The following is a 22,284-nucleotide window of genomic DNA, read 5'->3' as shown; positions in this document are numbered from 1 at the left end:
CGGAATGGAACCCGGCTCGCGCTTCGCTTGGCCGGGATGGCATGAAGAGGTAGGCGTGAGTTCCTGCCTTTACCCCCGCGGCGCGTACTTCGCGAGGATGCGCTGGAGGGTGCGGCGGTGCATGCGGAGCCGCCGTGCGGTCTCCGAGACGTTGCGGTCGCACTGTTCGAACACGCGCTGGATATGCTCCCAACGCACGCGGTCTGCCGTCATCGGCTGTTCTGGTGGCGGTGGCAATGCGGTCTTGTCCTCGAGCAGCGCCGCTTCCACCTGGTCGGCATCGGCGGGCTTGGGCAGGTAATCGGCCGCACCGTGCTTGATGGCCGCGACCGCGGTCGCGATGTTGCCGTAGCCGGTCAGCATCACCACGCGGCAGTCCGGATTGACGCTGCGGATCTCGCTCACGATGTCGAGGCCGCTACCGTCATTGAGCCGCAGATCGACCACCGCATAGTTCGGTGCCTCGGCCTTGGCTACGGCGATGCCGTCCGCGACGCTCTCCGCTTGGTGCACGGTGAAGCCGCGCTTTTCCATGGCAAGCGCCAGCCGCTGCCGATAGACGGTGTCGTCATCGACGATCAACAGGGATTTCGACTTGTCATTCATCCTAGAACGCTCCTTGGCCAGGATACGCGCGCTTCGGCGCCGCCATACTGGTTGTTGCTGAAACCAACGGTACCGCCCGTCCGTTCGATCAAATTCTGCGCGATGAAGATGCCAAGGCCCATATGATCGCCCTGGCGTTGGGCTTGGTCCAGCCCCTCGCCGCTGCTGCTTGATAGATACGGATCGCCCAGCCGCCGCAACACATCGGGCGGGAATCCGGGCCCGTCGTCGGTGATCGTGATGGTGATCTCCGCGCGGGTCCAGGCGATCATCACCTTCACCTCCTCACCCGCGAACTCGATGGCGTTCTGCAGCAGGTTGCCGAGGCCATGCATGATCTCCGGCCGGCGCGGCATGACGGGATCGCGCGGCTCCGCGGGGTCCGGCGAGAACTCGATGCGCAGCGCCACGTGCGGCCGCGCGTGGGGCGCCGCGGCCAGCTCCACCAGCAACCCGGCAGGCAGGACATTGAAGTGGTCCTTGCTCTGGTCCGGCTTGCGCGACAGCTCGGCCAGGATCTCGCGGCAGCGTTCGCTCTGGCTGACCAGCAGATCGGCATCGGCGCGGTGCTCCGAATCCGTCGGCAGATCGCGCGCCAGCTCCTTCGCGACCAGCGAGATCGTGCCGAGCGGAGATCCCAGTTCATGCGCTGCCGCTGCCGCTAGCGCGCCGAGGGAGGAGACGCGCTGCTCGCGATCGAGCGCCGCCTGTGCCGCCGCCAGCGCATCGGACAGGCGCCGCGATTCCTGCGCCACGCGATAGACGTAGAAGGTGAGGAAGAGCACGGCGAAGATCAGTGCGATCGCGTAACCCGCAACGAAAATGTCCGGGATCTCGAACGCGCCTTCGGGCCAGGGCAGGGGCTCGTGCCGGATCGCGAGCAGCACAATGCAGGCGATGGCGAGGCCCGCAAGGCTGAGGGTGCTGCGGTTGGACAGCGCCGCGGCCGAAACCGTGACCGGCGCCAGGATCAGTACCGAGAACGGATTGTTGAGCCCGCCGGTGAGGTAGAGCAGGACCGCGAGCTGCAGGATGTCGAAGGCGAAATAGAGTGCCGATTCGCGGTCGGTCAGTCGCTCCGATTGCGGGCGCCGCACTTGCGTCGCCAGCGTGACCGCCGCTAGCGCCGCTACCGCCGCGCCCGCCCACGCGATCTCCATCGGGAAGCCCAGCACATAGTGCACCACCAGCAGCGTCAGCGCCTGCCCCGCCACCGCGATCCAACGAATGATCAGGATGGTGCGCAGCCGCACGCGGCCGATCGTGCGGCGTGGCGTGCGAACGCGCGAGGAAAGGCCGGTCGAAGGGCTCTCTGCGGTCAAATGGCTCATGAGCGGGACTATCGCCGCCGCGGTGCGTTCATGGCAAGCACGCTAGCCCACCGCACCACCGGTAGAGCGGCATTTTGCCGCGTCTTTCAAGCGCTTAGGCGTCGATCCGGCCAGTAAGCGCGCGGCGCAGCCGGGCCGGCGTGAGGCCCGGCGCCTCGATCCGTACCGCGCCGGCGATCCGCCCCAGGCGGTGGACGGCGTTGCGCAAGCTGTCATCGGGCACCTTCTTGTTGAGATCCAGCCCGACAATACGCCAAACGTCGCCGTCTTTCTTGATATCGATCAATCCGGCCACCTCGTTCCGATACAGGATCGGCATGGCGAAATAGAAGCGCCGCTGGTCCTGCGGCGTATAGGCCTCGAACTTGTAGGCAAAGCCGAACAGCTCGGTCAGCCGCCGGCGGTTGAACAGCAGATTGTCCAGCGGTGGGATGATGCGCACCGCGTCGTCGGCCTCGTGAACGGGCTGCGCCAGATTCTCCGCCAGGGCATAGAGCGGCTCGCCATTAGCCGTGCGCGCGAACGGCGCCTCGACCAGCACGCCTTGCTGGATCGCGCGATCGACCGCCTTGCGCGCCACCGGGAGCCAGCCCTCGCGCCAAGTCCCGATATGATGTGCCGTCCGCTCGGTCAGCTGCCGATGAGTCGCGAGCTTCAGGACCGATGCGGCGGAGCGTACGAAGAACGCCAGCTCTTGGCGGCGCGTCGGGCGGTGCTTGGTCAGCAGCTCCGGCGCGACCTTCTCCGTCAGGTCGAACTGGCGGTGGAAATGCTTGGTGCGGCCGGCAATCTGCACCTCGCCCAGATAGAACAGGTAATCGAGCGCCCGGGTGGTCAGCTTGATGGTGTTGAACCCGCCGGGCACCCGCTCGCTGTCGAGATCGGCGGGAGAGATCGGCCCCTCCTCGCGCATGCGCTTCTTGAGGCGCCGCATGATCGGGCGCAGCTCGCGCAGCCGCTCGGTATTGGTGATGGTCCGGCCGAAATCCTTCACGAACCAGGGCAGCCAGTCGCGCCGCGTGGCGAATTGCGGGTAGTGCGTCTCCAGCATCCCGCGGTCGCGATAGAACAGCTTGTAGAGCGCGTCGACCGGTGCATCCGTGCGCGCGGCCCAGGCGATCTCATGATTGCGGAGGCCGTTCACCCGGATCGAATCGATCTGGATCATGCCGAGCGTTCTGGCTTCTTCCGCCGCACGCTCGGCCGGCCACAGCGGCCCGGACAGACCGAGGCGCGCCAGGATGAAGGCACGCGCAGCCCCCGGATCGTTGGAACTGGGATTGCTGGATGAGTCGGGCTCTCTCACGGAGATGGTCGCCAGATGGTTATTCCTTGTTGCTGACTCCGGCCTCGGCGAAGGTTGCCATGCCCGCGTGGCACAGGGCGGCGGCACGCACGATCGGAATCGCCAACGCTGCCCCCGACCCCTCACCCAGCCGCATGCCCAAATCTAGCAGCGGCTTCTTGCCAATTTCCGTCAGCAGCCGCCGGTGGCCGGGCTCCGCCGAGCAGTGAGCGACCAGGCAGTGATCGAGCGCGCCCGGATGCGATTTCAGCAGGATGCAGGCCGCCACGGTGCTGGCGAACCCGTCCAGCAGCACCGGCACCCGCGCCATGCGCGCTGCCATCACCGCGCCGACGATGGCGGCGAGTTCATGCCCGCCGAGGCAGCGCATGATCTCGAATCCATCGGTGAACTTGGCGCGGTGCAGAGCGAGCCCTTCATCGATCACTTCCGCCTTGCGTTTCAGCTGCGCGCCTTGCACGCCGGTGCCGGGTCCCGCCCAGTCGGAGCCGGTGCCGCCAAACAGTGCTGCGGCGATGGCCGCAGCGCTGGTGGTGTTGGCAATGCCCATCTCGCCGACGCAGAGCAGGTCAACGCCGGGCTCGACGCACATCATGCCGTAGGCCATGGCGCGCGCCCCTTCCTCTTCGCTCAGCGCCGGCGCGCGCGTGAAATCCTTGGTCGGCTGATCCAGGCACATCTCATAGACGCGCAGGTCGGCGTCGGCGTTCTTGCACAGCTGGTTGATCGCGGCACCGCCAGCCTGGAAGTTCAGCACCATCTGCTGTGTGACTTCCCTGGGATAGGCGGAGACGCCGCGGTCCGCGATGCCGTGGTTGCCGGCGTACACGGCAACGCGCGGATGATTGACGGCAGCCGGATGCCTGCCCTGCCAGGTGGCGAGCCAGCTCGCGATCTCTTCCAGCCGGGCGAGCGCGCCGGTCGGCTTGGTCAGCTGCGTCTCGCGCTCGGCGGCCCGGGTCGCCGAGTCCAGGTCGGGGCCAGGGAATTCCGCCAGGATGCGGCGAAGTTCGGCGAAGCTGGCAGCGGATTGGGTATCCAAGATTGGCTCCTGATGGGCGTTTCGTTAAGACTCTGGCTCTAAGTCTTAGTAAGGGAAAGCTTGCGGCCGCTGTTCTGCACCTGCATATGGGGTCCTGGCAATCGGGACAGCGATCGATTGAACAACAAAGAGATGGACGACCAACCCAGACCCTTCCAGCCAGCTGACCAGAGCGCGAGCAGGCCCAGCTGGCATCCCGGCCAATGGTGGCGGGAGATCCGCCTGGCCATCGGCTTTTTCACCCGCCTGCCGCTCAAGTCTCCGGCCGGCCGCGCGGCCGAGGCCGCCCGTGCTTTCCCGATCGCCGGCGCTGTCATCGGCCTGATCGGCTCGCTCATCTATCTTCTGGCCATGGAGATTGGCCTCTCTGGCTTGCTGGCGGCGCTGCTTGCCGTGGCAGCGACGGTCGTCGCCGGCGGCGCGCTGCACGAGGATGGCTTGGCCGATTTCGCCGATATGCTGGGCGTGCGCGGCGATCGCGAGCGCAAGCTGGAGGTGATGCGCGACAGCCGCATCGGCTCCTATGGCGTCCTGGCGCTCGGCTTCTCCACTGCGATCAAGGTCAGCGCGCTGGTGGGGCTGGGCGAGCCCTGGCTGGTGGCCGGAGCCCTCATCGCGGCCCACGCCATGGGGCGCGCGACCTTGCCAATCATCATGCGGTCGCTGCCCTTGGCACGCCCCAACGGCCTCGCGGTGGAGGCCGGCAAGCCGAGCGCGGCCGCGACCTATCAGGGCCTCGGCGTTGCGCTGCTGATCTCCGCCTTTGCGTGCGGTCCGGGCGCGGCCTTGGTCAGCCTGGTGGTCGCGATCGTCGCCGCCTTCCTGGTCTCGGAAGTCGCACGCCGCCAGATCCGCGGCTACACCGGCGATGTCCTAGGTGCCGCCCAGGAGATCGCGCAGCTCGCCGTCTTCATCAATCTCGTCTCGCTGGCATGATTCATACCGTAACCCGCTGGTGGTTGGTGCGGCATGCTCCGGTGATCGGCGTGAATGGCCGCGTCTATGGCCAGGACGACATTGAAGCCGATTGCGCCGATGAAGCCGAGTTCAAGCATCTCGCCGGTCTGCTGCCGCACGATGCGGTCTGGCTGGTCTCGCATCTCAAGCGCACGCATCAGACCGCATCCGCCATTTTCGCGGCGCGGGTCATGGCGACGGTGCCGGCGCCGATCATCACCAGCGCGCTGGCCGAGCAGCATTTCGGCGACTGGGAAGGCATGACCTATGCCGACCTGGAGGCGCTGCGCGGTGCCGATTATCTCCGCTTCTGGCATTCGCCCGCCAGCGAGCGGCCGCCCGGCGGCGAAAGCTTCGAGGATGTGGTCGCGCGTGTCGGCGGCGCCATGTCGCGCATCACGGCAGAGCATGCGGGCAAGGACATTGTCGCGGTGGTCCATGGCGGCACCATCCGAGCGGCGCTCTCGATCGCGCTCGGCATCGAGCCAGAGCGGGCGCTCGGCTTTGCCATCGACACGTGCTCCGTCACCCGCCTGGACCATCTGAAGGGCGCGGCCGAAGGTGCCGCCTGGCGCATCGTCGCGGTCAATCAGCATCCGGACGCCCTAACGCGTTGACGCGCTTGTGAGGTTTGGGCGACTCGCGCCGCCATTGCGCTGCCTTATTTCGCTGGCTATGTCTGTGCCGTCCCGGCATGTCGATTCGTTAACAAGAAGCGCCGGGGCCGCATATCGTCGGGGACCATCAGGAGGCTGCCATGTTGACCCGTCGTTCTCTCATGCTCGCCGGATTGGCCACGCCGGTCGCCGCCGCTGTCGGTGCGCGCGCCGCATGGACGCTGACGCCGCAGCAGGAACTCGTGGACAAGGCGCGGATCACCTTCGAGAAGCTGATCACATCCGTGGAGTTTGGCGAGCTGCCCGGCTACATGAAGCGCGCCAAGGCCGTTCTGATCTTCCCCGAGCTCTACAAGGGTGGCTTCGTCCTGGGCGCCGAAGGAGGCCGCGGCATCCTCTCCGCGCGCGGTGCGCAGGGCTGGAGCCAGCCGGCGTTCTACGATCTGGCGGCCGGTAGCGTCGGCCTGCAGATCGGCGGCCAGGTGAGCGAAGTCGTGCTGACCATCATGAGCGACAAGGCGCTGGACGCCGTGCTGACCGACCAGCTCAAGTTCGGCGGCGACATGTCGATCGCGGTCGGGCCGATCGGCAAGGGGCTTGGCGCCGACACCACCACCAATTTCCAGGCGGATGTCTATAGCTTTGCCAAGACGGCCGGCTTGTTCGGCGGTGTCTCGTTCGAAGGTGCCGGCATCATCAAGAAGGACGATTGGAACCGCGCTTACTATGGCCAAGGCGCGACCCCGCGCGGCATCGTGGTGGAGGGCAAGTTCAAGAACCCGAACACGAATGCGCTGCTGAAGAGCCTGCAGCCTTATTGAGCGCACGTACAGGAAGCAACCGAGGGACATGAACTCAGTCTGGGTACGCCGCGGACTTACCGCTGTCCTCATCGCCGTTTTGGCGATCTGCGGCGTTCTGCTGCACCAGCTCTATCAGCGCACCCTGACCGGCAATACGGCCGGCGAGGCGCTGATCGGTGGGCCGTTCGAGCTGGTGGACCAGAACGGCAATACGGTGACCGACCAGACCTTCCAGGGCAGGCTGATGCTGGTCTATTTCGGCTTCACCTATTGCCCCGATGCCTGCCCGACGGCCCTCGGCGTCATGAGCGCTGCGCTCGACAAGCTGGACGTGGCGGCCGACCGGGTCGTTCCTATCCTGATCACCGTCGATCCCGAGCGCGATACGCCGGCCGTCCTGAAGGACTACGTGTCGAACTTCCATCCGGGCATGCTGGGCCTGACCGGCACCAAGGATCAGATCGCCAAGGCCGCCAAGGCCTATCGCGTCTTCTATCAGAAGGCGGCGGGCCCAACGCCCGACGACTACCTGATGGACCACACGCTGCTGATCTATCTGATGGACGGCGACGGCAAATACATCACCCACTTCGGCCCCGACGCCACGCCGGACCAGATGGCCGACGAAATCCGCAAGCATCTATAAAAACTTGTGGGCGCATGATGTGTGCCGGCCACAGTTTTTCATGTCAGACAAAAGTCTAGTTGCGCGCGAGTCGCAGCCTTCGTAACGTCTCGGCAACCTTCCTGGGGGGAAACTGAGGCCGAGTCGCGCCCGTCTTGTCGGGCCGCGGCGAGAAGGTGGAAGGACTGCATATGCTCTACCAAGCGATCGAGGCCCATTTGGCGAGCCTCACGCCGGCGCGGCTGACCGCGCGTTGGATGCACCAGATGATGTCGCATCCGATGCTGCCGCACTCCTACACGACCGGCTTCCGCGCTGCTGCTGCCTGGTTTGAGTTGTTCGATCGCGCGACCCAGCGCCGGACGAAGCCGGCCTTTGGCCTCGATGCGACGCTGGTCGCCGGCGAGCAGGTCGCCGTGCGCGAGGCGCTGGTGGCCGAGAAGCCGTTCTGTCGCCTCGTGCATTTCGCGCGCGATCTCAAGGCGCCGCGCACCGATCCCCATGTCCTGGTCGTGGCGCCGATGTCCGGCCACTTTGCGACCCTGCTGCGCGGCACGGTGGAGACTTTGCTGCCCGAGCATGAGATCTATATCACCGACTGGACCGACGCGCGGATGGTTCCGCTAAGCGCCGGCAGCTTCCACCTTGCCGACTATATCGACTACGTCATCGACTTCCTGCGCATCCTAGGCCCCGAGACGCATGTCATGGCCGTCTGCCAGCCGTCGCCGCCGGTTCTGGCCGCCACGGCGCTTATGGCGGCGGGCGGCGACCTCGCGACTCCCAAGAGCCTGACCTTGATGGGTGGGCCGGTGGACACGCGCGTCAATCCGACCGCGGTCAACTTTGTCGGCATGAGCCAGAGCCTGGATTGGTTCGAGCGCAAGGTGATCGATCTGGTGCCGCCGCATTATCCGGGCGCCATGCGGCGGGTCTATCCGGGCTTCCTGCAGTTGGGAGGCTTCATGTCGATGAATCCCGACCGCCACGTCCAATCGCACATCGACTTCTTCCATCACCTGGTGATCGGCGATGGCGAGAGCGCCGCCGGGCATCGGCGCTTCTATGACGAGTATCTCTCCGTCATGGACCTGTCGGCGGATTTCTACCTCGACACCATTCGTCACGTGTTCCAGGACCACTCGCTGCCGACCGGCACCTTTACGCACCGGGATGAGAAGGTGGTGCCGGCCGCGATCCGGAAGACCGCGCTCATGACCATCGAAGGCGAGCTCGACGACATCTCGGGCCTGGGCCAGACCAAGGCCGCCCACGATCTCTGCCGCAATATCCCCGCCGCCAAGCGCCGCCACCTGGAGCAGGAAGGCGTCGGCCACTACGGCATCTTCAACGGCCGCAAATGGCGGCAGTTCATCTACCCAGCGTGGGCGGAGTTCGTGCGGAAGGTTGGTTGAGCAGACGAGTTCACTGCGACATCGTCATGGTCGTGCTTGGCACGACCATCCACGAGCTTCGTCATGCAAAATCGTACTATCGCAAGCAAACTCGTGGATCCTCGTCCCAAGCAGGATGACGGATTTGAGAGGTTGGAGTTCCTGATCGTTACCGCGGCACTTGCGGCTTGCACAGCTCACCCAGCGTCTGCCTCAGCTCGCGCAGCTTGGGCGGCTTGCTCAGCACGCGGTCGATGTTGGGCGGAATGTCGTCATCCGGCATCAGGCGCGTGCCCCAGCCGGTGAGCAGGATGACCGGCGTGGAAGGCGCAACTTCCTTTACCGCGCTGGCGACGCGGCGGCCGTCGACGTACGGCATGCCGAGGTCGGTGATCACGGCGGAGAAGGATTCGCGCCGCTGGTGCGCCGCGCGGAACGCGTCGATCGCGCCCTGTCCGCTGCTGGTCTCGGTGACCATGTGACCATCCGCTTCCAGGAAATCGCCGAGCGACTTCAGGAATAGTGGATCATCGTCCACCAGCAACAGGCGCAGCCGCTCCGGCGCGGCATGGGTCCGCGGCGGCGTTGCGGCAGGCGTTTCGGTCGCAGCCTGCACGGGGAAAACCAGGGAAACGGTCGTGCCGCGCCCGTACACGCTGCGAATGTCGATCTCCGCCCCGTGGCGCCGTACCACGCCGTAGACGGTGGCGAGTCCGAGCCCCGATCCGCCATCGCCCTTGGTGGTGAAGAAGGGCTCCATGCAACGCCGCCGCGTCTCGTCATTCATGCCAATGCCGGTATCGGCAAGATCGATCTGGACATAGCCAGCGTCGCTCGCGTGGGGGCGTGGGACCGTCTTGGTCCGCAGCGTCAGAGTGCCGCCGTTCGGCATGGCGTCGACCGCGTTCAGGATGAGATTGACCAGCGCCTCGCGGATCTCGCCCTCGATGCCGGGGACGGTCGGCAGCTCTGCCGCCAGGTCGGTCTTCACGGTGATGATATGGCCGCGCCGCTGCGGCATGTCGTGCCAGCGCGCCCGCGTCAGGTCGATCGCCTGCAACGCGACGGGATTGAGCTGCACGGGCGCTTGCTCCGATTCCGCGGCGCGCGGGCGGTAGAACTCGCGCATGCGCACGACCGTCTGGGCGATGTTGTCGATGGCGCGCTGAATCGTGAGGAGCGAGTCCCGCACGCGTGGGCTGAGGTCGGCCCCGCTTTCCAGCAGCGCCTCGGTATGCAGCGCGATCGGCGACAGGGCATTGTTGATATCGTGGCCGATGCCGCTCGCCATTTGTCCCAAGGCGCGCAGCCGCTCCTGCTGCAGCACCGCGTGCTGCGTCTGCTGCAGATCCTGATAGGCCTGCTGCACCGCTTCGTAGAGCTCTGCCTGATGGGCCGCCAGCGCAACATGCTCGCAGAGCTGGCGCAGGAACTTGCACTTGCCGGTGCTGAAGCCCTTGGCCTGCCGCCGTGCGACGATCAGCACGCCGAATACGCGGTCCTCGATCTTCAGCGGCGAAACGACCAGCGAGCGCAGACCAGCCTCCGCAAGCCGCTGTGACAGGGGTGAGGCGACCAAGCCGGTGTCCGGTTCGGAAACCTGCGTGCCGCGGATGGCGTGCGTCAGGGCATCGCTGTCGATCGGCAGGCGCACGCGCTCGGACAAGCCGAGCTGCCGCGCGAGCCTGGCGCAGCGCGGTCCGACCTTGGAAACGGTCAGCACGTTGCTGCTGCCGTCATAAAGGCAGAGGCACGACAGGTCGACCGGCACCTGCTCTTCCAGGCTGCGGACCACGATTTGGTAGATGCTGTGGAGATCCTGCCGGTTGCCGATCGCGCGGGTTATCTCATGCAGCAGGTTGAGGCGCCGCAACTGGACTTGCGCATTCTGCTCCGCTTCGCGCCGCACCGCGACTTCCGATTCCAGGTCTGCGGTGCGCTCGCGCACCCGGCGTTCCTGCTCGTCGATCAGTTGCGCCAGCTGGCTTTCCGCCCGCACGCGCTCGGTCATCTCGAGCGAGGCTAGCTTCAGCAGCAGCACCAGGAGGACGAGATAACCGACCAGCGTGCCAAGATGGGCGACGATGGCCTGGGTGTCGTTCTCGCGCTGCGAGAACAGCATGACCAGGCCGGCGAGCAGCAGAGCGGGAGATGTCCAAGCGAGCGCGCGCACCAGGCGGTCGTCCGCGCGATTGCGCCAGCAATGGACCCCGATGCCGAGCCACAAGAGCGGCGCCACGAACAAGACCGGGCGCGTGACGCCGAAATGGGCCGGCGCCGTATAGCTGGGCAGCCACTGGAAGGCGGCTAGCAATCCGGCCGTCAGCGCCACGATGATCGCCGCAAAGCCCAGAGTCGATGGCGCGTTGCGGCCCGATAGCCAGAGAGATCCGCCAACCGCGATGGGCAGCAGGTGCGCCGCCGGCCCCCAGGTCGCGGCGCGCAGCGCGTCCGCCGATGCCGGCAGGGCAGGCGCACTGCCCGGCCAATCCACGATTGCGAGGAGATGGATGAGCTCAAGCAGCGACGTGACGGCAAAGCCAATCGCCAGCCAGGTGAGGAACGGCCGCTCGACATGCCGGCCCATCACCCACAGCAGCAGCGCCAGCACACCGGCGGTCAGGCCGATGGCGGTATCGACAATTGTGTGAAGCGTGGGATAGTCGCGCGGCCCCATCGCCAGCAGCGCACCGCTCGCCAGCACATAGACGACCAGCAATGCGGTCGCGGCAAAAAGGGCCGTCGACTTCTCGGTCTCGGCTGTCTGTTTGCCGGCTATGATTGTGGCCATGACGCAAACGACCGTGACGCGCAGGCCGGCGCCTCGGGACGAGCCCGGTGAACGATCCGCATGCGAGCCCCGCTTTGCCCCCGCTGGGAGCGTGTCCGAGATCGATGAGGCCTACTGACGTTAGGATGATGTGCCGGCATGTTCAAGGCCCATCGTTGCTGGGCCCTCTCCAAGGATGGAAGTGAATCGGTTAAAGTATCGAAGCGGCTCCAATCCGGAAGGAAACAATGTCCCGCATTGCATCCTGTTCCTGCGGCCAGCTGAAATTGACCATGGAAGGCGACCCGACCGAGGTGACGGTCTGTCACTGCTTCGAATGCCAGAAATCGACCGGTAGCGTGTTCGGGGTCTCGGCCTATTGGCCCAAGAGCGCTTGCGTCTCCATTGATGGGCAGGTGAAGAGTTGGCGCCGTTCTTCCGATTCCGGGCGATGGGTCGAGAGCTACTTCTGCCCGATCTGCGGGAGCACAATGTACTGGTACGCAGAGTTCGCACCGGACGAGATCGGGGTCGCGCCGGGCAATTTCGCGGACCCCAGCTTTCCCGCGCCGACCTCGGCCGTGTGGGATTCCTGCCGCCATCCCTGGGTCAAACTGCCGGCAGAGTGGCCCGAGGAGGCGAAGCGGGGCGGCCTGCCGGAATAGCGGTCCGCAATTTTCGCCAAGTCGCAGCCTCGGCTTCGCAGTAGGACGATGAAATGACAAACCCTGCGCAAAAGACGCTCCGCCGGGTCGTGTGGCGGCGCATTCTGGATGATCAGTCGTTCGAAGAGTGCGAGACCGCGACCTCGCTCGGCCGCTTCGCGATTGGCGGCCGCATCATCGCCGCGCAGGAAGGCGAACCGCTCAGCGCCTGGTATGAGATTCACTGCGATCAACACTGGTCGGCGCAAGCCATCGACATCGAACAGGCTTTCAATGATACGTCCCGGCATCTGCTGCTGGAACGCGCAGGTGAAGGTTGGCTGGTCAATGGCGTGCGCGACGCGCAGCTCGATGGCTGCATGGAGCCGGACCTGGGCCTGACGCCATCCACAAACGCACTTGCCATCCGGCGCCTCGATCTCGCGATCTGGCAATCGGCGGAGATCCTTTGTGCCTGGGTCAAGTTTCCCGCACTCTCGGTCGAGCCGTCGCTCCAGCGCTATGAGCGTCTGGCGGATCGCGAGTATCGCTACACCAACGTCGCCAGCGGCTTCACGGCGATCGTCACGGTCGATGAGCTGGCCTTGCCTGTTTCCTATGAGCGCATCTGGCTGCGCATTGCCGATTGGCATGGAGATGAATCATGAGTGATGCACCCCGCAAAGTGCTGTGGACGGCGGACGAGATCGCCGCCCGCGGCAAGCCTTTCAAGCAGCGGCTCAATCCCAATTCGGAATTCATCGGGGCTGGACTCTCTCGCATGGCCGGCATGAGCCGCGCCCACGTCACCCTCGCGCGCCTGCCGGCCGGCAAGGACTCCTTCGCCTATCACGCCCACATGATGGAGGAGGAATGGATCTACATCATCTCCGGTCGCGGCGTTGCGGAGATCGATGGCGAGAGCCACGAGGTCGGGCCCGGCAATTTCATGGGCTTTGCCACGCCCTCGGTCCCGCATCTTCTGAAGAACCCGTTCGAGGAGGAGCTGGTCTATCTGATGGGCGGAGAAGATAGACCGCTCGATGTGCTCGATTACCCGGCCCTTGGCAAGCGCTACCTCCTGGTCGGCAGCGCCGGCGGCACGGAGTTCTACGAACTGGGCGCGCCGATCAAGCCGTTTGGACCGGCCTAGCCCCTTCGCCATCGGCGGCGAGAGCCGCTATAGTGCGGCCATCGACAGCACATATGGACACAGCGATGGCGGATGGCGAGCAGCCGTTCTGGAAGACCAAGAAGATGAGCCAGATGACGCAGGCGGAGTGGGAGAGCCTGTGCGACGGCTGCGGCAAGTGCTGCCTCAACAAGCTCATCGACACGGATAACAACGAGCTCCATTTCACCAACGTCGCCTGCAAGCTGCTCGACACCAAGAGCTGCCAATGCACGCGCTACAAGGACCGCTTCAAATACGTGAAGGATTGCGTGCGCCTGACGCCGCGCAACGTGAAGAAGATCCGCTGGCTGCCCGACACCTGTGCCTATCGCCTGGTGGCGGAGGGCCAGGACCTCTACGACTGGCACCATCTGAAATGCGGCGACCGCAATGCGGTGCATCGCGCCGGCATCTCGGCGCGGGGCCGCGCGATCTCGGAAACGGAGGCCGGCGATCTTGAGGACCACATCGTCGATTGGGCTCCGCCGCAGCCCCATCGGCGGGCAGCAAGACGCTGAAAAGGCACGGCTTTTTGTGCGCAAGCCTCGGATAGCTGAAAGGCCTTTGAAACCCTAGGTATCGGCCATGTCCATTCGCAAAAGACGAGAGAGCGACATGTCCGAAGCCATGGTGGGTGCCGTCCGCGATGCCGCCGCCTATATCGAGCAGCGCGCCGATGCGGAAGCAGACGGTCCGGTCAGCCTGAAGGAACTCAGCGACCATACGGGCGTCAGCCCCTGGCACTTGCAGCGCCAGTTCAAGCGCGTGCTGGGTGTCAGCCCGCGCCAGTACGACGACGCGCTGCGCATGAAGCGCTTGCGCAAGGGGCTGAAGAGCGGCGTCGGTGTCGCCGGCGCCACCTTCGAGGCGGGCTATGGTTCATCCAGCCGCGTCTATGAGCGCGCGGCTTCGGCGCTCGGCATGACCCCTGCCAGCTACGCGAAGGGTGGGAAGGGACAGCAGATTCGCTATGGCATTGCGCCCTGCGCGCTCGGCCTCGTGCTGGTGGCGGCGACATTGCGCGGCATCTGCCGCGTGCAGCTGGGTGCAAGCGATGCGGCGATGATCCAGCTGCTCAAGTCGGAATTCGCCGAGGCGGAGATCGATCGCGACGACGAGGCGCTGGAGCCCTATCTCGAGGAGATCCTGCGCCGGCTGGAGGGCCAGGCGCCGCACGAGGACCTGCCGCTGGACATTCGGGCCACCGCTTTCCAGCGTCGGGTATGGGAAGAATTGCGGCGGATCCCGGTCGGCGAGACCCGGAGCTATGCCCAGGTGGCCGCCGCCATCGGCCATCCGGCAGCTGTCCGCGCCGTAGGCAATGCCTGTGCCAACAACCCGGTTGCGATCGCCATCCCGTGCCACCGCGTTTTGCGTAATAACGGAAATCTCGGCGGCTACGCTTGGGGAATTAAGCGAAAACAGGCTCTTATCGCGGCGGAAAAGTCGCGTTCGGACAACTCCGAGGCTCGCGCCAGAAAAAAGGCGTAAGTGGTTGAAACCGGCGAAGCCGGGGCTCTATTCTGACCTCCGAGAGCGCGTCGTTTGCCTTGGGTGGTCATGCCGAAAGCCTTGGAAAACCGGGGAAAAATAAGAAAAGCGCCGCGCCCCAAAGGTTCGGCGACGCGGCGTCGCATGGCGGAAGCGGCCGATCTTCACCTCATGGATTTCGAGCGTCGTTCGGTGCCTCTGGTGTTCCAGGAGAACCGGCGCGCACGGCGCATCATCCTCAGACTCGACTACGGCGCTTCGCGCATCGTGGTGGTGCTACCAAAACGCACGACGCGTCATGAGGGTAAGCGATTCGCGTTGCAGAATCGCGACTGGATCGAAGAAAGATTGGATCAATTGCCGGAGACCGTCGCGTTTGCGCATGGCAGCGTGATTCCATTCCTCGGCATTCCCCATCGCATCCGTCATCGCGCCAATGCTCGCGGGGTCGTGTGGTGCGAAGAGCAGGAGATCCACGTCGCCGGCCACGAGGACCATGTTGCACGCCGGGTTTCCGACTGGCTGAAGCTCGAAGCGCGGCGCGAGATCGAAGCGCGCGCGCGTGCCAAGGCCGAGCAGCTCGGCAAGCAGGTGAAGCGTGTCATCCTGCGCGACACCAAGAGCCGGTGGGGCAGCTGCACGACGGATGGCGTCTTGTCTTTTTCCTGGCGCCTGGTCCTCGCGCCGCGCCACGTGCTGGACTACGTGGTCGCGCACGAGGTCGCGCATCTCAGGGAAATGAATCACGGCCCGCGTTTCTGGAGGCTGTGCAGTGAGATCTGCCGCAGCGTGCAGAGCGCGCGCGTTTGGCTGGAAGAGAACGGAACCGATCTTTATCGCTACGGCCGTTGAGAGGCGGCCGCAGCATCGCTGCAAATTGACCTCTCTCCTCGAAAGGCCTGCGTCGACTCCCCTGTCGGCGCAGGCCGAAGCTTTTCTGGTGCCGGCGCGCGGCCGCAGAGATTACCGTCGCGGCACGTTCGATTTGTCCTAAAAGCCGCGAGAAAGGCCGGTTCCGTATGTTTCGCGTTCTCACCCGCTCAGGCCGTCAGCCCTGTGCGCTTGGCGCGTCGCGCAATCAGATACTGGCGCGCGACCTTGGCGGACCTGCGCCGACGATCGACGATCTCCGTGCGTCCCATCCGGCGATCCGAGCTTCGCGGTGGTGGAGGGCGAGGGCAAGGTCGCTCGACGCCGATCGAAGGCGTGAAGGAGCTGATCGCCTTCCGGTATCCCCAGCGATGTCGACCGGCCTCGCGATCGCGGAGCAGGGTCGCTATCTCGGCGTCGGCACCATGACGGCCTTGCTGGAGAAGGCGGTCGACCTCACCCATCGTCGCGCCGTGGAGTTCGAGGGAGCGCATCGCAAGGCGGAGATCGCGAGCGAGGCAAAAGTCGCTTGCTCGCCATCATGAGCCACGAGCGGCGCACGCCGCTCAACGCCGTCATCAGGTTCGCGGAGCCCCCGCATGCGCGACGTCGAGCAGATGGGAGCGAAGCAACGCCGGGGCTACATCACCGACATCCGGAACTCCGGCGCGCATCTCTTGGCACTCATCAACGACATCCTCGACTACTCGAAGCTCGAAGCGGATCACCTGCCGCTCAGCGAGACGATCTTCGATCTGCGCCAGTTCCTGCATGACGGATTGCGGCTGGTGCGCGTGCAGGCGGAGGCGGCGTGATCCTGCACTTGCCGCCGGCGCGCGGTCGCTATGAAGGGCGACGAATGGCGCTGCGCCAGCGCGTGGTCAACCTGCTCGCCAACGCCATCAAATTCGCGCCCGGCTGTGAGGTCACCCTCGCCGCCGAAGTGACGGATGGGGAAGCATCGAGGTCCGGACGCGCATGCCGGCTGCGGCAACCCGCCAGACCAGCTCGAACAGGTGTTCCAGCCTTTCCACCAAGTCGAGAATGGGCTCAGCCGCAATGGCGCCGGCCTTGGCCTGCCGCTCACCCGGAAGCTGATGGAGCGTCACGGCGGCACGCTCCACGTGGAAACGCGCAGTCGAGCAGGGCACCACGGCCATCCTCCGGCTTCCCGGCGGCTCGGTTCCCCCGGATGGCCTCCGGACAGTTTGGCCGCTTCGCCTAAGTCCTTGGAACAAGCCTCTTATCTGTGGGTTCTCGGCGCGTTGTTGTTATGTTATAACGCCGCTGAACCAATCACGGTCAGGCCATGCATCATCTTCACCCCGCCGAGACAACGCTCAATTGGAGCGCCGCACGCAGACTGGCGATCGCGGGCCTGGGAGTGCTGTTGCTATGGGTCGCGGTTTGGTGGGCAATCCAATAGAAGCGGCCCTGTCCCGGGCCGCCCCGCACGAAAGCCGCCCGTGGCCCGCATCGCAGGCACAACCGGTGGACGTGCTCCGCCTTGACGATGTCACCATCGCCTATGATCGCCACCCGGTCGTGCATCACATCAGCGGCGCGTTCGAGGGAGGCAGCCTGACGGCTCTGGTCGGTCCCAATGGTGCCGGCAAGAGCACGCTGCTGAAGGCGATCGCCGGCTTGCTGCCAGTCACGGCCGGCGCGATTCGATTTGGCATCGACCGGGGCGCTGTCGCCTATCTGCCGCAAGTCGTGGATGTCGATCGCAGCTTCCCACTGCGCGTGGTCGACGTGGTGGATTTCGGTCATTGGCGCAAGGTCGGCGCGCTGCGCCGGTTGAGCGGAGAAGATCGCGCGGTCAGCGTCGCAGCGATCGCGTCGGTCGGGCTCGCGGGTCTCGAGCACCAACCGATCGGCAAGCTTTCCGTCGGCCAGTTCCAGCGCGTACTGTTCGCGCGGCTGATGGTGCAGGAAGCGGCACTCATCCTGCTCGACGAGCCGTTCAACGCCATCGATCAGAAGACCGCGGCGGACCTCATGAATGTCGTGCGCGACTGGCAAACTGAGGGGCGCACGGTCGTCGCGGCCTTGCACGACCTGGAGCAGGTGAGGCGCGATTTTCCCGATGCCCTGCTGATGGCGCGCGAACTGGTGGCCTGGGGCCCCGCACGCCAGACCCTGAGCGATGAGAACCTGGAACGCGCCCGCCATCTCGCCGCCAGCTGGACCGATCCCGCTGCAGCAATCTGCGCACGCTAAATGATGGGCAACTGTACGAACGAGCAATCGCAAAATGCATCGCTCTCCCCTTGCCGGAGAAGGGCATGGCATATGCGCGATTGGTGCAAACAGAACTCCCCTTCCCCCCTTGTTGGGGAAGGATGCGGAGCCTTAGTGCGCGTTAGCGACCCCCGGCTCGCAAGAGCCCGGGGGTGGATGGAAGGCGGCGCGGCGAGTGCCGTGCGCGCTCGCAAGAGCGCAATTCGTCTGGGCCGCAGCGCGGCATCACCCCCCATCCCAACCTTCCCCTACAAGGGGGGAAGGGGCTCGTCGCGCGACGTCGCGCACTCTTGCATTCCAAGTGCGAGCCCCCGGCACCGCAAGGGAAGCAGGGGTTCGTTTCATGGCTCCTTCCGTTACTGCGATTGGCCTGCAGAGTGATGCAGCTGCTCTTCGATTTCCTGTTTCAGCCTTTTATCGAGTTCGGCTTCATGCGCCGGGCGCTGGTGGCGTGCCTTGCCTTGTCGATCAGCGCCGGGCCGATCGGCGTGTTCCTGGTGCTGCGTCGCATGGCCCTGATGGGCGATGCGATGTCCCACGCGATCCTGCCCGGGGCCGCGATCGGGTTCCTGGTGGCGGGCTTGTCGCTCTGGGCGATGAGCCTGGGCGGCCTGATCGTCGCCTTGATCGTGGCGCTGGCGGCCGGCGTCATGAGCCGCATCACGCCCCTGAAGGAAGACGCGGCGCTCGCCGGCTTTTTCCTGATTTCGCTGGCGCTGGGCGTGTTGCTGGTTTCCGTGAAAGGCAGCTCGGTCGACTTGCTGCATATTCTGTTCGGGACACTGCTGGCCGTATCGAACAGCGCGCTGGTGCTGATCGCCGGCGCATCGACCATCACTGTTCTGGTGCTGGCACTCATCTATCGCACGCTGATTCTCGAGTGCTTTGATCCCGGCTTCCTGCGCGCGGTCGGTGGCCGGGGCGGCCTTGCCCACGCCACCTTTCTGGCTCTGGTGGTGCTCAACATGGTGGCGGCGATGCAGGCGCTGGGCACGTTGATGGCGATCGGGCTGATGATGCTACCGGCCACCTCTGCGCGCCTCTGGACCATCTCGATTGGCCGCATGATCGGCGTTGCCGTCCTGGTGGCCGTGCTCTCATCGGTTGCCGGGCTCATCTTTTCCTACTATGCCAATCTGCCCTCCGGCCCGGCGGTGATCCTGTCCGCCGGCTTGCTCTACCTCCTATCCCTCGCAGTCGGCAGCAATGGCGGGTTGCTGCGCCGCTACATCAGGCGGCCCCATCTGGAGCACTGATGGGGTCGTTGCATGGCGCGGGCTGCTGCGACATCATGCGGCTTCTTGGAGGGTGAGAGGCCATGAACGTCCTAGTCATTCAAAATAATCCGCAGACGCCGGTCTCCTTGGTCGGCGACTACCTGGTCGCGGCTGGCGCCAAGCTTGCCACCATCCTGCCGCATCATGGCGATGCACTGCCGAAGACTCCGCAGGGCTACGATGCCGCTATCATTCTCGGGGGACCGCAGCACGCCGGGGACGATGCGAACTACCCGGCGTTTCCGCCCATGCTGGATCTGCTGCACGCGTTCCATGAGCAGGCGAAGCCGCTGCTGGGCTTGTGCCTTGGTAGCCAGCTGCTCGCCCGCGCCTTCGGGGAGAAGGTGCGGCGCAACGAAGAATTCGAGGTCGGCTATCCGCCGATCGAGATCACCGAGGACGGCAAGGAGGATCCGCTGCTCACCGGCCTGGCACCGCGCCAGCGCATTTTGCAGTGGCATGAGGATACCTTCGACATGCCGGAGGGCGCCGCGCACCTGATGACGGGCGCCGCGTGCCGCAACCAGGCCTTCCGTTTCGGTCGCACGACCTACGGCTTCCAGTGCCATTTCGAAGTGTCGGTGGATCTCGCCAAACAATGGTTCGACCAGTGGGGCCATACCATCGTCAAACGCTTCGAAGAGCAGACCGGACGAGAGGTGCTCGACCGCGCCCGTGACGAGATCGCACGCTATGGCGGCCGGGCTGCCAACTTCTGCCGCGTCGTGACCCAGCGCTGGGCCGCCTTGGTGCAGGAGGCCGCGAGGGCAGGGCGGCCTGACCCGGCGTCTCTCATGCCTTTGGGGCATGAATTCACTCAACACTTAGTGAGTGGCGAGCGGGCGCGTGACGGCTAACATGCTGGTTGAAGGCTCGGCTGCGGGGGACCATGCCAGCCAGCAAATCAGCAGGGGCCATGGTCGGACCGCACGAACTCATACCCAACGACGGAAGCCAGCAACCACGCCGCGCAGCGTGGCGCCGCTGGCTGCCGCTCGGCGTCATCGCGCTCGGCCTGATCCTGGTCTTCGCCTTCGACCTCGATCGGTTCGCGAGCTTCCAGCATTTGAGGGCGCATCACCAGCTCCTCGCCGAGTTCGTGGCGGCGCACTACGTCGAGGCTCTGATCTGCTACCTGCTGCTCTACGTGTCGTTCGTCGCCTTGTCGCTGCCTGGCGCGATTTGGCTGACGGTCGCGGCCGGGTTCCTGTTCGGCGCGATGGTCGGCGCGATCCTGGCGGTGATCGCGGCTACCACTGGCGCAACGCTGCTGTTCCTGGCGGCCAAGACATCGCTCGGCGACTATCTCCATACCCATGCCGGTCCGTGGCTGGCGAAGGTCGAACGCGGTTTTGCCGACAATCAATGGAGCTACCTGCTGATGATGCGGCTGTTCCCGGTAATCCCGTTCTTCATCGCCAATCTCGTGCCGGCCTTTCTCGGTGTGCCGCTGCCGGTTTTCATCATCACCACGTTCGTCGGCATCATTCCGGCGACGGCGATCTTCGCAACCGTAGGCGCGGGATTGGGCAGCGTGCTGAAGACCAGCGCAGATCTCAGCCTGCACAGCCTCATGACGCCGGAGGTTGAAGGCGGGCTGGTCGGGCTGGCGATATTGGCTGCCGCGCCGATCGCCGTGAAGTATCTCCGCCGTCGTCGTGCCGCGCGGGATCGATGATGCGGCTGCTGAAACCGGACATCTGCGTGATCGGCGCGGGCTCGGCGGGCTTGTCGGTGGCCGCCGGCGCGGCGCAGCTTGGTGCTGAGACCGTTCTCATCGAAGCCGGCAAGATGGGCGGCGATTGCCTGAACTACGGCTGCGTCCCCTCGAAGGCTTTGCTGGCTGCCGCGAAGGCCGCGATGCAGCACCGTCATTCCGGCGGCTTTGGCGTGGAGTTCGCGCCGCCGCGCATTGATCTCTCGCGCGTCCAGGCGCATATCGAGGAGGTGATCGCCGCCATAGCGCCGCATGATTCAGTGGAACGCTTCGAAGGCCTGGGCGTGACGGTTCTCAGAAGCTGGGCCAAGTTTGTCGATGATAGAACTCTCGAAGCGGGCGACGCGCGCATCCAGGCGCGACGCTTTGTGCTGGCGACCGGATCCTCCGCTTTCATTCCGCCGGTCCCGGGCCTGGATCAGGTGCCCTATCTCACCAACGAGACGGTGTTCGAACGTGTCGCGGAGATTCGCGACCTGATCGTGCTTGGCGGTGGACCGATCGGCGTGGAGCTCGCGCAAGGCTTCGCGCGCCTCGGCGCCAAGGTGCAGCTGGTGGAGATGGCGCGCCTTCTGCCGCGCGACGACGCCGAAGCGGTCGAACTGGTGCGCGCGTCCCTGGTCCGCGACGGTGTCGCCCTGCACGAGGGCAGCACAGCGAGCGCGGTGCAGCGCGTTGGCGACCACATCCGCATCGCCCTGCGCGGTGCCGATGGCCAAACGCAATGGTTGGAGGGGGCGCATCTGCTGGTCGCGGTCGGGCGTAAACCACGCGTGGAGAACATGGGCCTGGAACACGCCGGAATCGCCGCCACGCCCAAGGGCGTGCGGGTCGACGCGCGCCTGCGGACCACCAATCGCCGTGTCTATGCGATCGGCGACTGCACCGGCGGACCGGCCTTTACCCATGTCGCTGGGCATCAGGCGGGCCTGGTCATCCGCAGCACCTTGTTCCGTCTGCCGGTCAGGTTCGATGCACGCGCCTTGCCTTGGGTGACCTATAGCGATCCGGAGCTGGCGCAGATCGGCCTGACCGAGGAAGCAGCGCGGCGCGACCGCGCAGACATCGTCGTCACGCGCCAGCCCGCCGTCGGAAATGACCGTGCGCGGACGGAGCGGCATGAGGATGGATTCCTGAAGGTCATCTCCGACCAAAGCGGCCGCATCCTCGGCGTCACCATTGTCGGCGCGCAGGCCGGCGAGCTGCTGGCGCCCTGGTGCTTGGCGATGGCGCGGAATCTCAAGCTTTCGGCGTTGGCAGGGCCGATGTTGCCCTATCCGACTTTGTCCGAGCTCAGCAAGCGCGCAGCGGGCCAGTTCTATGCTGCCAAGCTGTTTTCGCCGGCCATCCGCAGGCTTGTGCGCGTCTTGCGCTGGTTCGGGTGAGCAGCTATCACAAATCCATGTGTAGACCTTC

At 65.4% G+C, this 22,284-nt stretch carries 24 protein-coding genes; 19 read left to right on the top strand and 5 right to left on the bottom strand.

The genetic code is table 11. The annotated features are described in order from the left end of the window. Positions 1-69: 69 nt before the first annotated feature. The 4 genes from DTX69_RS02240 to cobT form a co-directional block, all read right to left on the bottom strand. Positions 70-606 (bottom strand): ActR/PrrA/RegA family redox response regulator transcription factor, encoded by a 537-nt coding sequence (locus DTX69_RS02240; RefSeq protein ID WP_119299840.1) that lies wholly within the window; start codon positions 604-606, stop codon positions 70-72. Further along, positions 603-1,937 (bottom strand): ActS/PrrB/RegB family redox-sensitive histidine kinase, encoded by a 1,335-nt coding sequence (locus DTX69_RS02235; RefSeq protein ID WP_119299839.1) that lies wholly within the window; start codon positions 1,935-1,937, stop codon positions 603-605. Before DTX69_RS02235 ends, DTX69_RS02240 begins: the two co-directional genes overlap by 4 nt. 94 nt (positions 1,938-2,031) lie before the next feature. Further along, entirely contained in the window at positions 2,032-3,243 is a 1,212-nt protein-coding gene (locus DTX69_RS02230) for a DNA glycosylase AlkZ-like family protein (RefSeq protein WP_119299838.1), read from the bottom strand. 19 nt (positions 3,244-3,262) lie between these two features. Continuing rightward, a complete protein-coding gene (gene cobT / locus DTX69_RS02225) occupies positions 3,263-4,288 on the bottom strand; it encodes a nicotinate-nucleotide--dimethylbenzimidazole phosphoribosyltransferase (protein ID WP_119299837.1) in 1,026 nt (341 codons plus the stop codon). Positions 4,289-4,402: 114 nt separating this feature from the next. Here cobT and cobS point away from each other — a divergent pair, with 114 nt between their 5' ends. From cobS to DTX69_RS02200, 5 genes are all read left to right on the top strand, one after another. Next, on the top strand, positions 4,403-5,221 hold the full coding sequence (gene cobS, locus DTX69_RS02220; RefSeq protein WP_284735494.1) for an adenosylcobinamide-GDP ribazoletransferase: 819 nt from the start codon (positions 4,403-4,405) through the stop codon (positions 5,219-5,221). After that, positions 5,218-5,859, top strand: a complete 642-nt coding sequence (locus DTX69_RS02215; protein ID WP_119299836.1) for a histidine phosphatase family protein — start codon at positions 5,218-5,220, stop codon at positions 5,857-5,859. Before cobS ends, DTX69_RS02215 begins: the two co-directional genes overlap by 4 nt. A 140-nt stretch (positions 5,860-5,999) precedes the next feature. Then, complete coding sequence (locus tag DTX69_RS02210; RefSeq protein WP_119299835.1) at positions 6,000-6,680, top strand: lipid-binding SYLF domain-containing protein; 681 nt, start codon at positions 6,000-6,002, stop codon at positions 6,678-6,680. Between the two features lie 28 nt (positions 6,681-6,708). After that, entirely contained in the window at positions 6,709-7,308 is a 600-nt protein-coding gene (locus DTX69_RS02205; RefSeq protein ID WP_119299834.1) for an SCO family protein, read from the top strand. 170 nt (positions 7,309-7,478) lie between these two features. Continuing rightward, positions 7,479-8,702, top strand: coding sequence for a polyhydroxyalkanoate depolymerase (locus DTX69_RS02200; protein ID WP_119300036.1), 1,224 nt, complete (start codon positions 7,479-7,481; stop codon positions 8,700-8,702). Between the two features lie 148 nt (positions 8,703-8,850). On the opposite strand, the gene DTX69_RS02195 is transcribed toward DTX69_RS02200, so the two are convergent. Next, positions 8,851-11,472 (bottom strand): ATP-binding protein, encoded by a 2,622-nt coding sequence (locus DTX69_RS02195; protein ID WP_162916524.1) that lies wholly within the window; start codon positions 11,470-11,472, stop codon positions 8,851-8,853. Positions 11,473-11,699: 227 nt separating this feature from the next. Between DTX69_RS02195 and DTX69_RS02190 the strand changes: the two genes are divergently transcribed. The 14 genes from DTX69_RS02190 to DTX69_RS02130 all read left to right on the top strand — a co-directional run bounded on the left by DTX69_RS02190 (position 11,700) and on the right by DTX69_RS02130 (position 22,253). Continuing rightward, positions 11,700-12,116, top strand: a complete 417-nt coding sequence (locus tag DTX69_RS02190) for a GFA family protein (protein ID WP_119299833.1) — start codon at positions 11,700-11,702, stop codon at positions 12,114-12,116. 53 nt (positions 12,117-12,169) lie between these two features. Then, positions 12,170-12,763 carry a putative glycolipid-binding domain-containing protein gene (locus DTX69_RS02185; RefSeq protein ID WP_119299832.1) on the top strand — a complete coding sequence of 198 codons (594 nt, stop codon included), beginning with the start codon at positions 12,170-12,172 and terminating at the stop codon, positions 12,761-12,763. Beyond that, positions 12,760-13,248: a cupin domain-containing protein gene (locus DTX69_RS02180; RefSeq protein ID WP_119299831.1), complete on the top strand. Its 489-nt coding sequence runs from the start codon at positions 12,760-12,762 to the stop codon at positions 13,246-13,248. Before DTX69_RS02185 ends, DTX69_RS02180 begins: the two co-directional genes overlap by 4 nt. Positions 13,249-13,313: 65 nt before the next feature. Continuing rightward, on the top strand, positions 13,314-13,787 hold the full coding sequence (locus DTX69_RS02175) for a YcgN family cysteine cluster protein (RefSeq protein ID WP_119300034.1): 474 nt from the start codon (positions 13,314-13,316) through the stop codon (positions 13,785-13,787). A 97-nt stretch (positions 13,788-13,884) separates the two neighbouring features. Continuing rightward, entirely contained in the window at positions 13,885-14,760 is an 876-nt protein-coding gene (locus DTX69_RS02170) for a bifunctional transcriptional activator/DNA repair enzyme AdaA (RefSeq protein WP_162916522.1), read from the top strand. A 144-nt stretch (positions 14,761-14,904) separates the two neighbouring features. Then, positions 14,905-15,612, top strand: coding sequence for a M48 family metallopeptidase (locus DTX69_RS02165; RefSeq protein WP_119299829.1), 708 nt, complete (start codon positions 14,905-14,907; stop codon positions 15,610-15,612). A 389-nt stretch (positions 15,613-16,001) separates the two neighbouring features. Continuing rightward, complete coding sequence (locus DTX69_RS29945; RefSeq protein ID WP_162916520.1) at positions 16,002-16,175, top strand: hypothetical protein; 174 nt, start codon at positions 16,002-16,004, stop codon at positions 16,173-16,175. A gap of 54 nt (positions 16,176-16,229) precedes the next feature. Then, a complete protein-coding gene (locus DTX69_RS02160) occupies positions 16,230-16,445 on the top strand; it encodes an ATP-binding protein (RefSeq protein ID WP_119299828.1) in 216 nt (71 codons plus the stop codon). 135 nt (positions 16,446-16,580) lie between these two features. After that, entirely contained in the window at positions 16,581-17,141 is a 561-nt protein-coding gene (locus DTX69_RS30920; protein ID WP_162916518.1) for an ATP-binding protein, read from the top strand. Further along, positions 17,026-17,853: a metal ABC transporter ATP-binding protein gene (locus DTX69_RS02150; RefSeq protein ID WP_119299827.1), complete on the top strand. Its 828-nt coding sequence runs from the start codon at positions 17,026-17,028 to the stop codon at positions 17,851-17,853. Before DTX69_RS30920 ends, DTX69_RS02150 begins: the two co-directional genes overlap by 116 nt. Before the next feature lie 401 nt (positions 17,854-18,254). Then, complete coding sequence (locus DTX69_RS02145) at positions 18,255-19,130, top strand: metal ABC transporter permease (protein WP_119299826.1); 876 nt, start codon at positions 18,255-18,257, stop codon at positions 19,128-19,130. Positions 19,131-19,192: 62 nt separating this feature from the next. Then, positions 19,193-20,008: a type 1 glutamine amidotransferase gene (locus DTX69_RS02140; RefSeq protein ID WP_119299825.1), complete on the top strand. Its 816-nt coding sequence runs from the start codon at positions 19,193-19,195 to the stop codon at positions 20,006-20,008. Between the two features lie 59 nt (positions 20,009-20,067). Further along, positions 20,068-20,829: a TVP38/TMEM64 family protein gene (locus tag DTX69_RS02135; RefSeq protein ID WP_162916517.1), complete on the top strand. Its 762-nt coding sequence runs from the start codon at positions 20,068-20,070 to the stop codon at positions 20,827-20,829. Next, positions 20,829-22,253, top strand: a complete 1,425-nt coding sequence (locus tag DTX69_RS02130) for a dihydrolipoyl dehydrogenase family protein (RefSeq protein WP_322090872.1) — start codon at positions 20,829-20,831, stop codon at positions 22,251-22,253. The genes DTX69_RS02135 and DTX69_RS02130 overlap by 1 nt, the downstream gene beginning before the upstream one ends. The last annotated feature ends 31 nt before the right edge of the window (positions 22,254-22,284 follow it).

It is taken from the genome of Dongia deserti, assembly GCF_003574735.1.
In the GTDB taxonomy this organism is placed as follows: domain Bacteria; phylum Pseudomonadota; class Alphaproteobacteria; order Dongiales; family Dongiaceae; genus Dongia_A; species Dongia_A deserti.
This window is presented reverse-complemented; position numbering and strand designations above follow the sequence as displayed.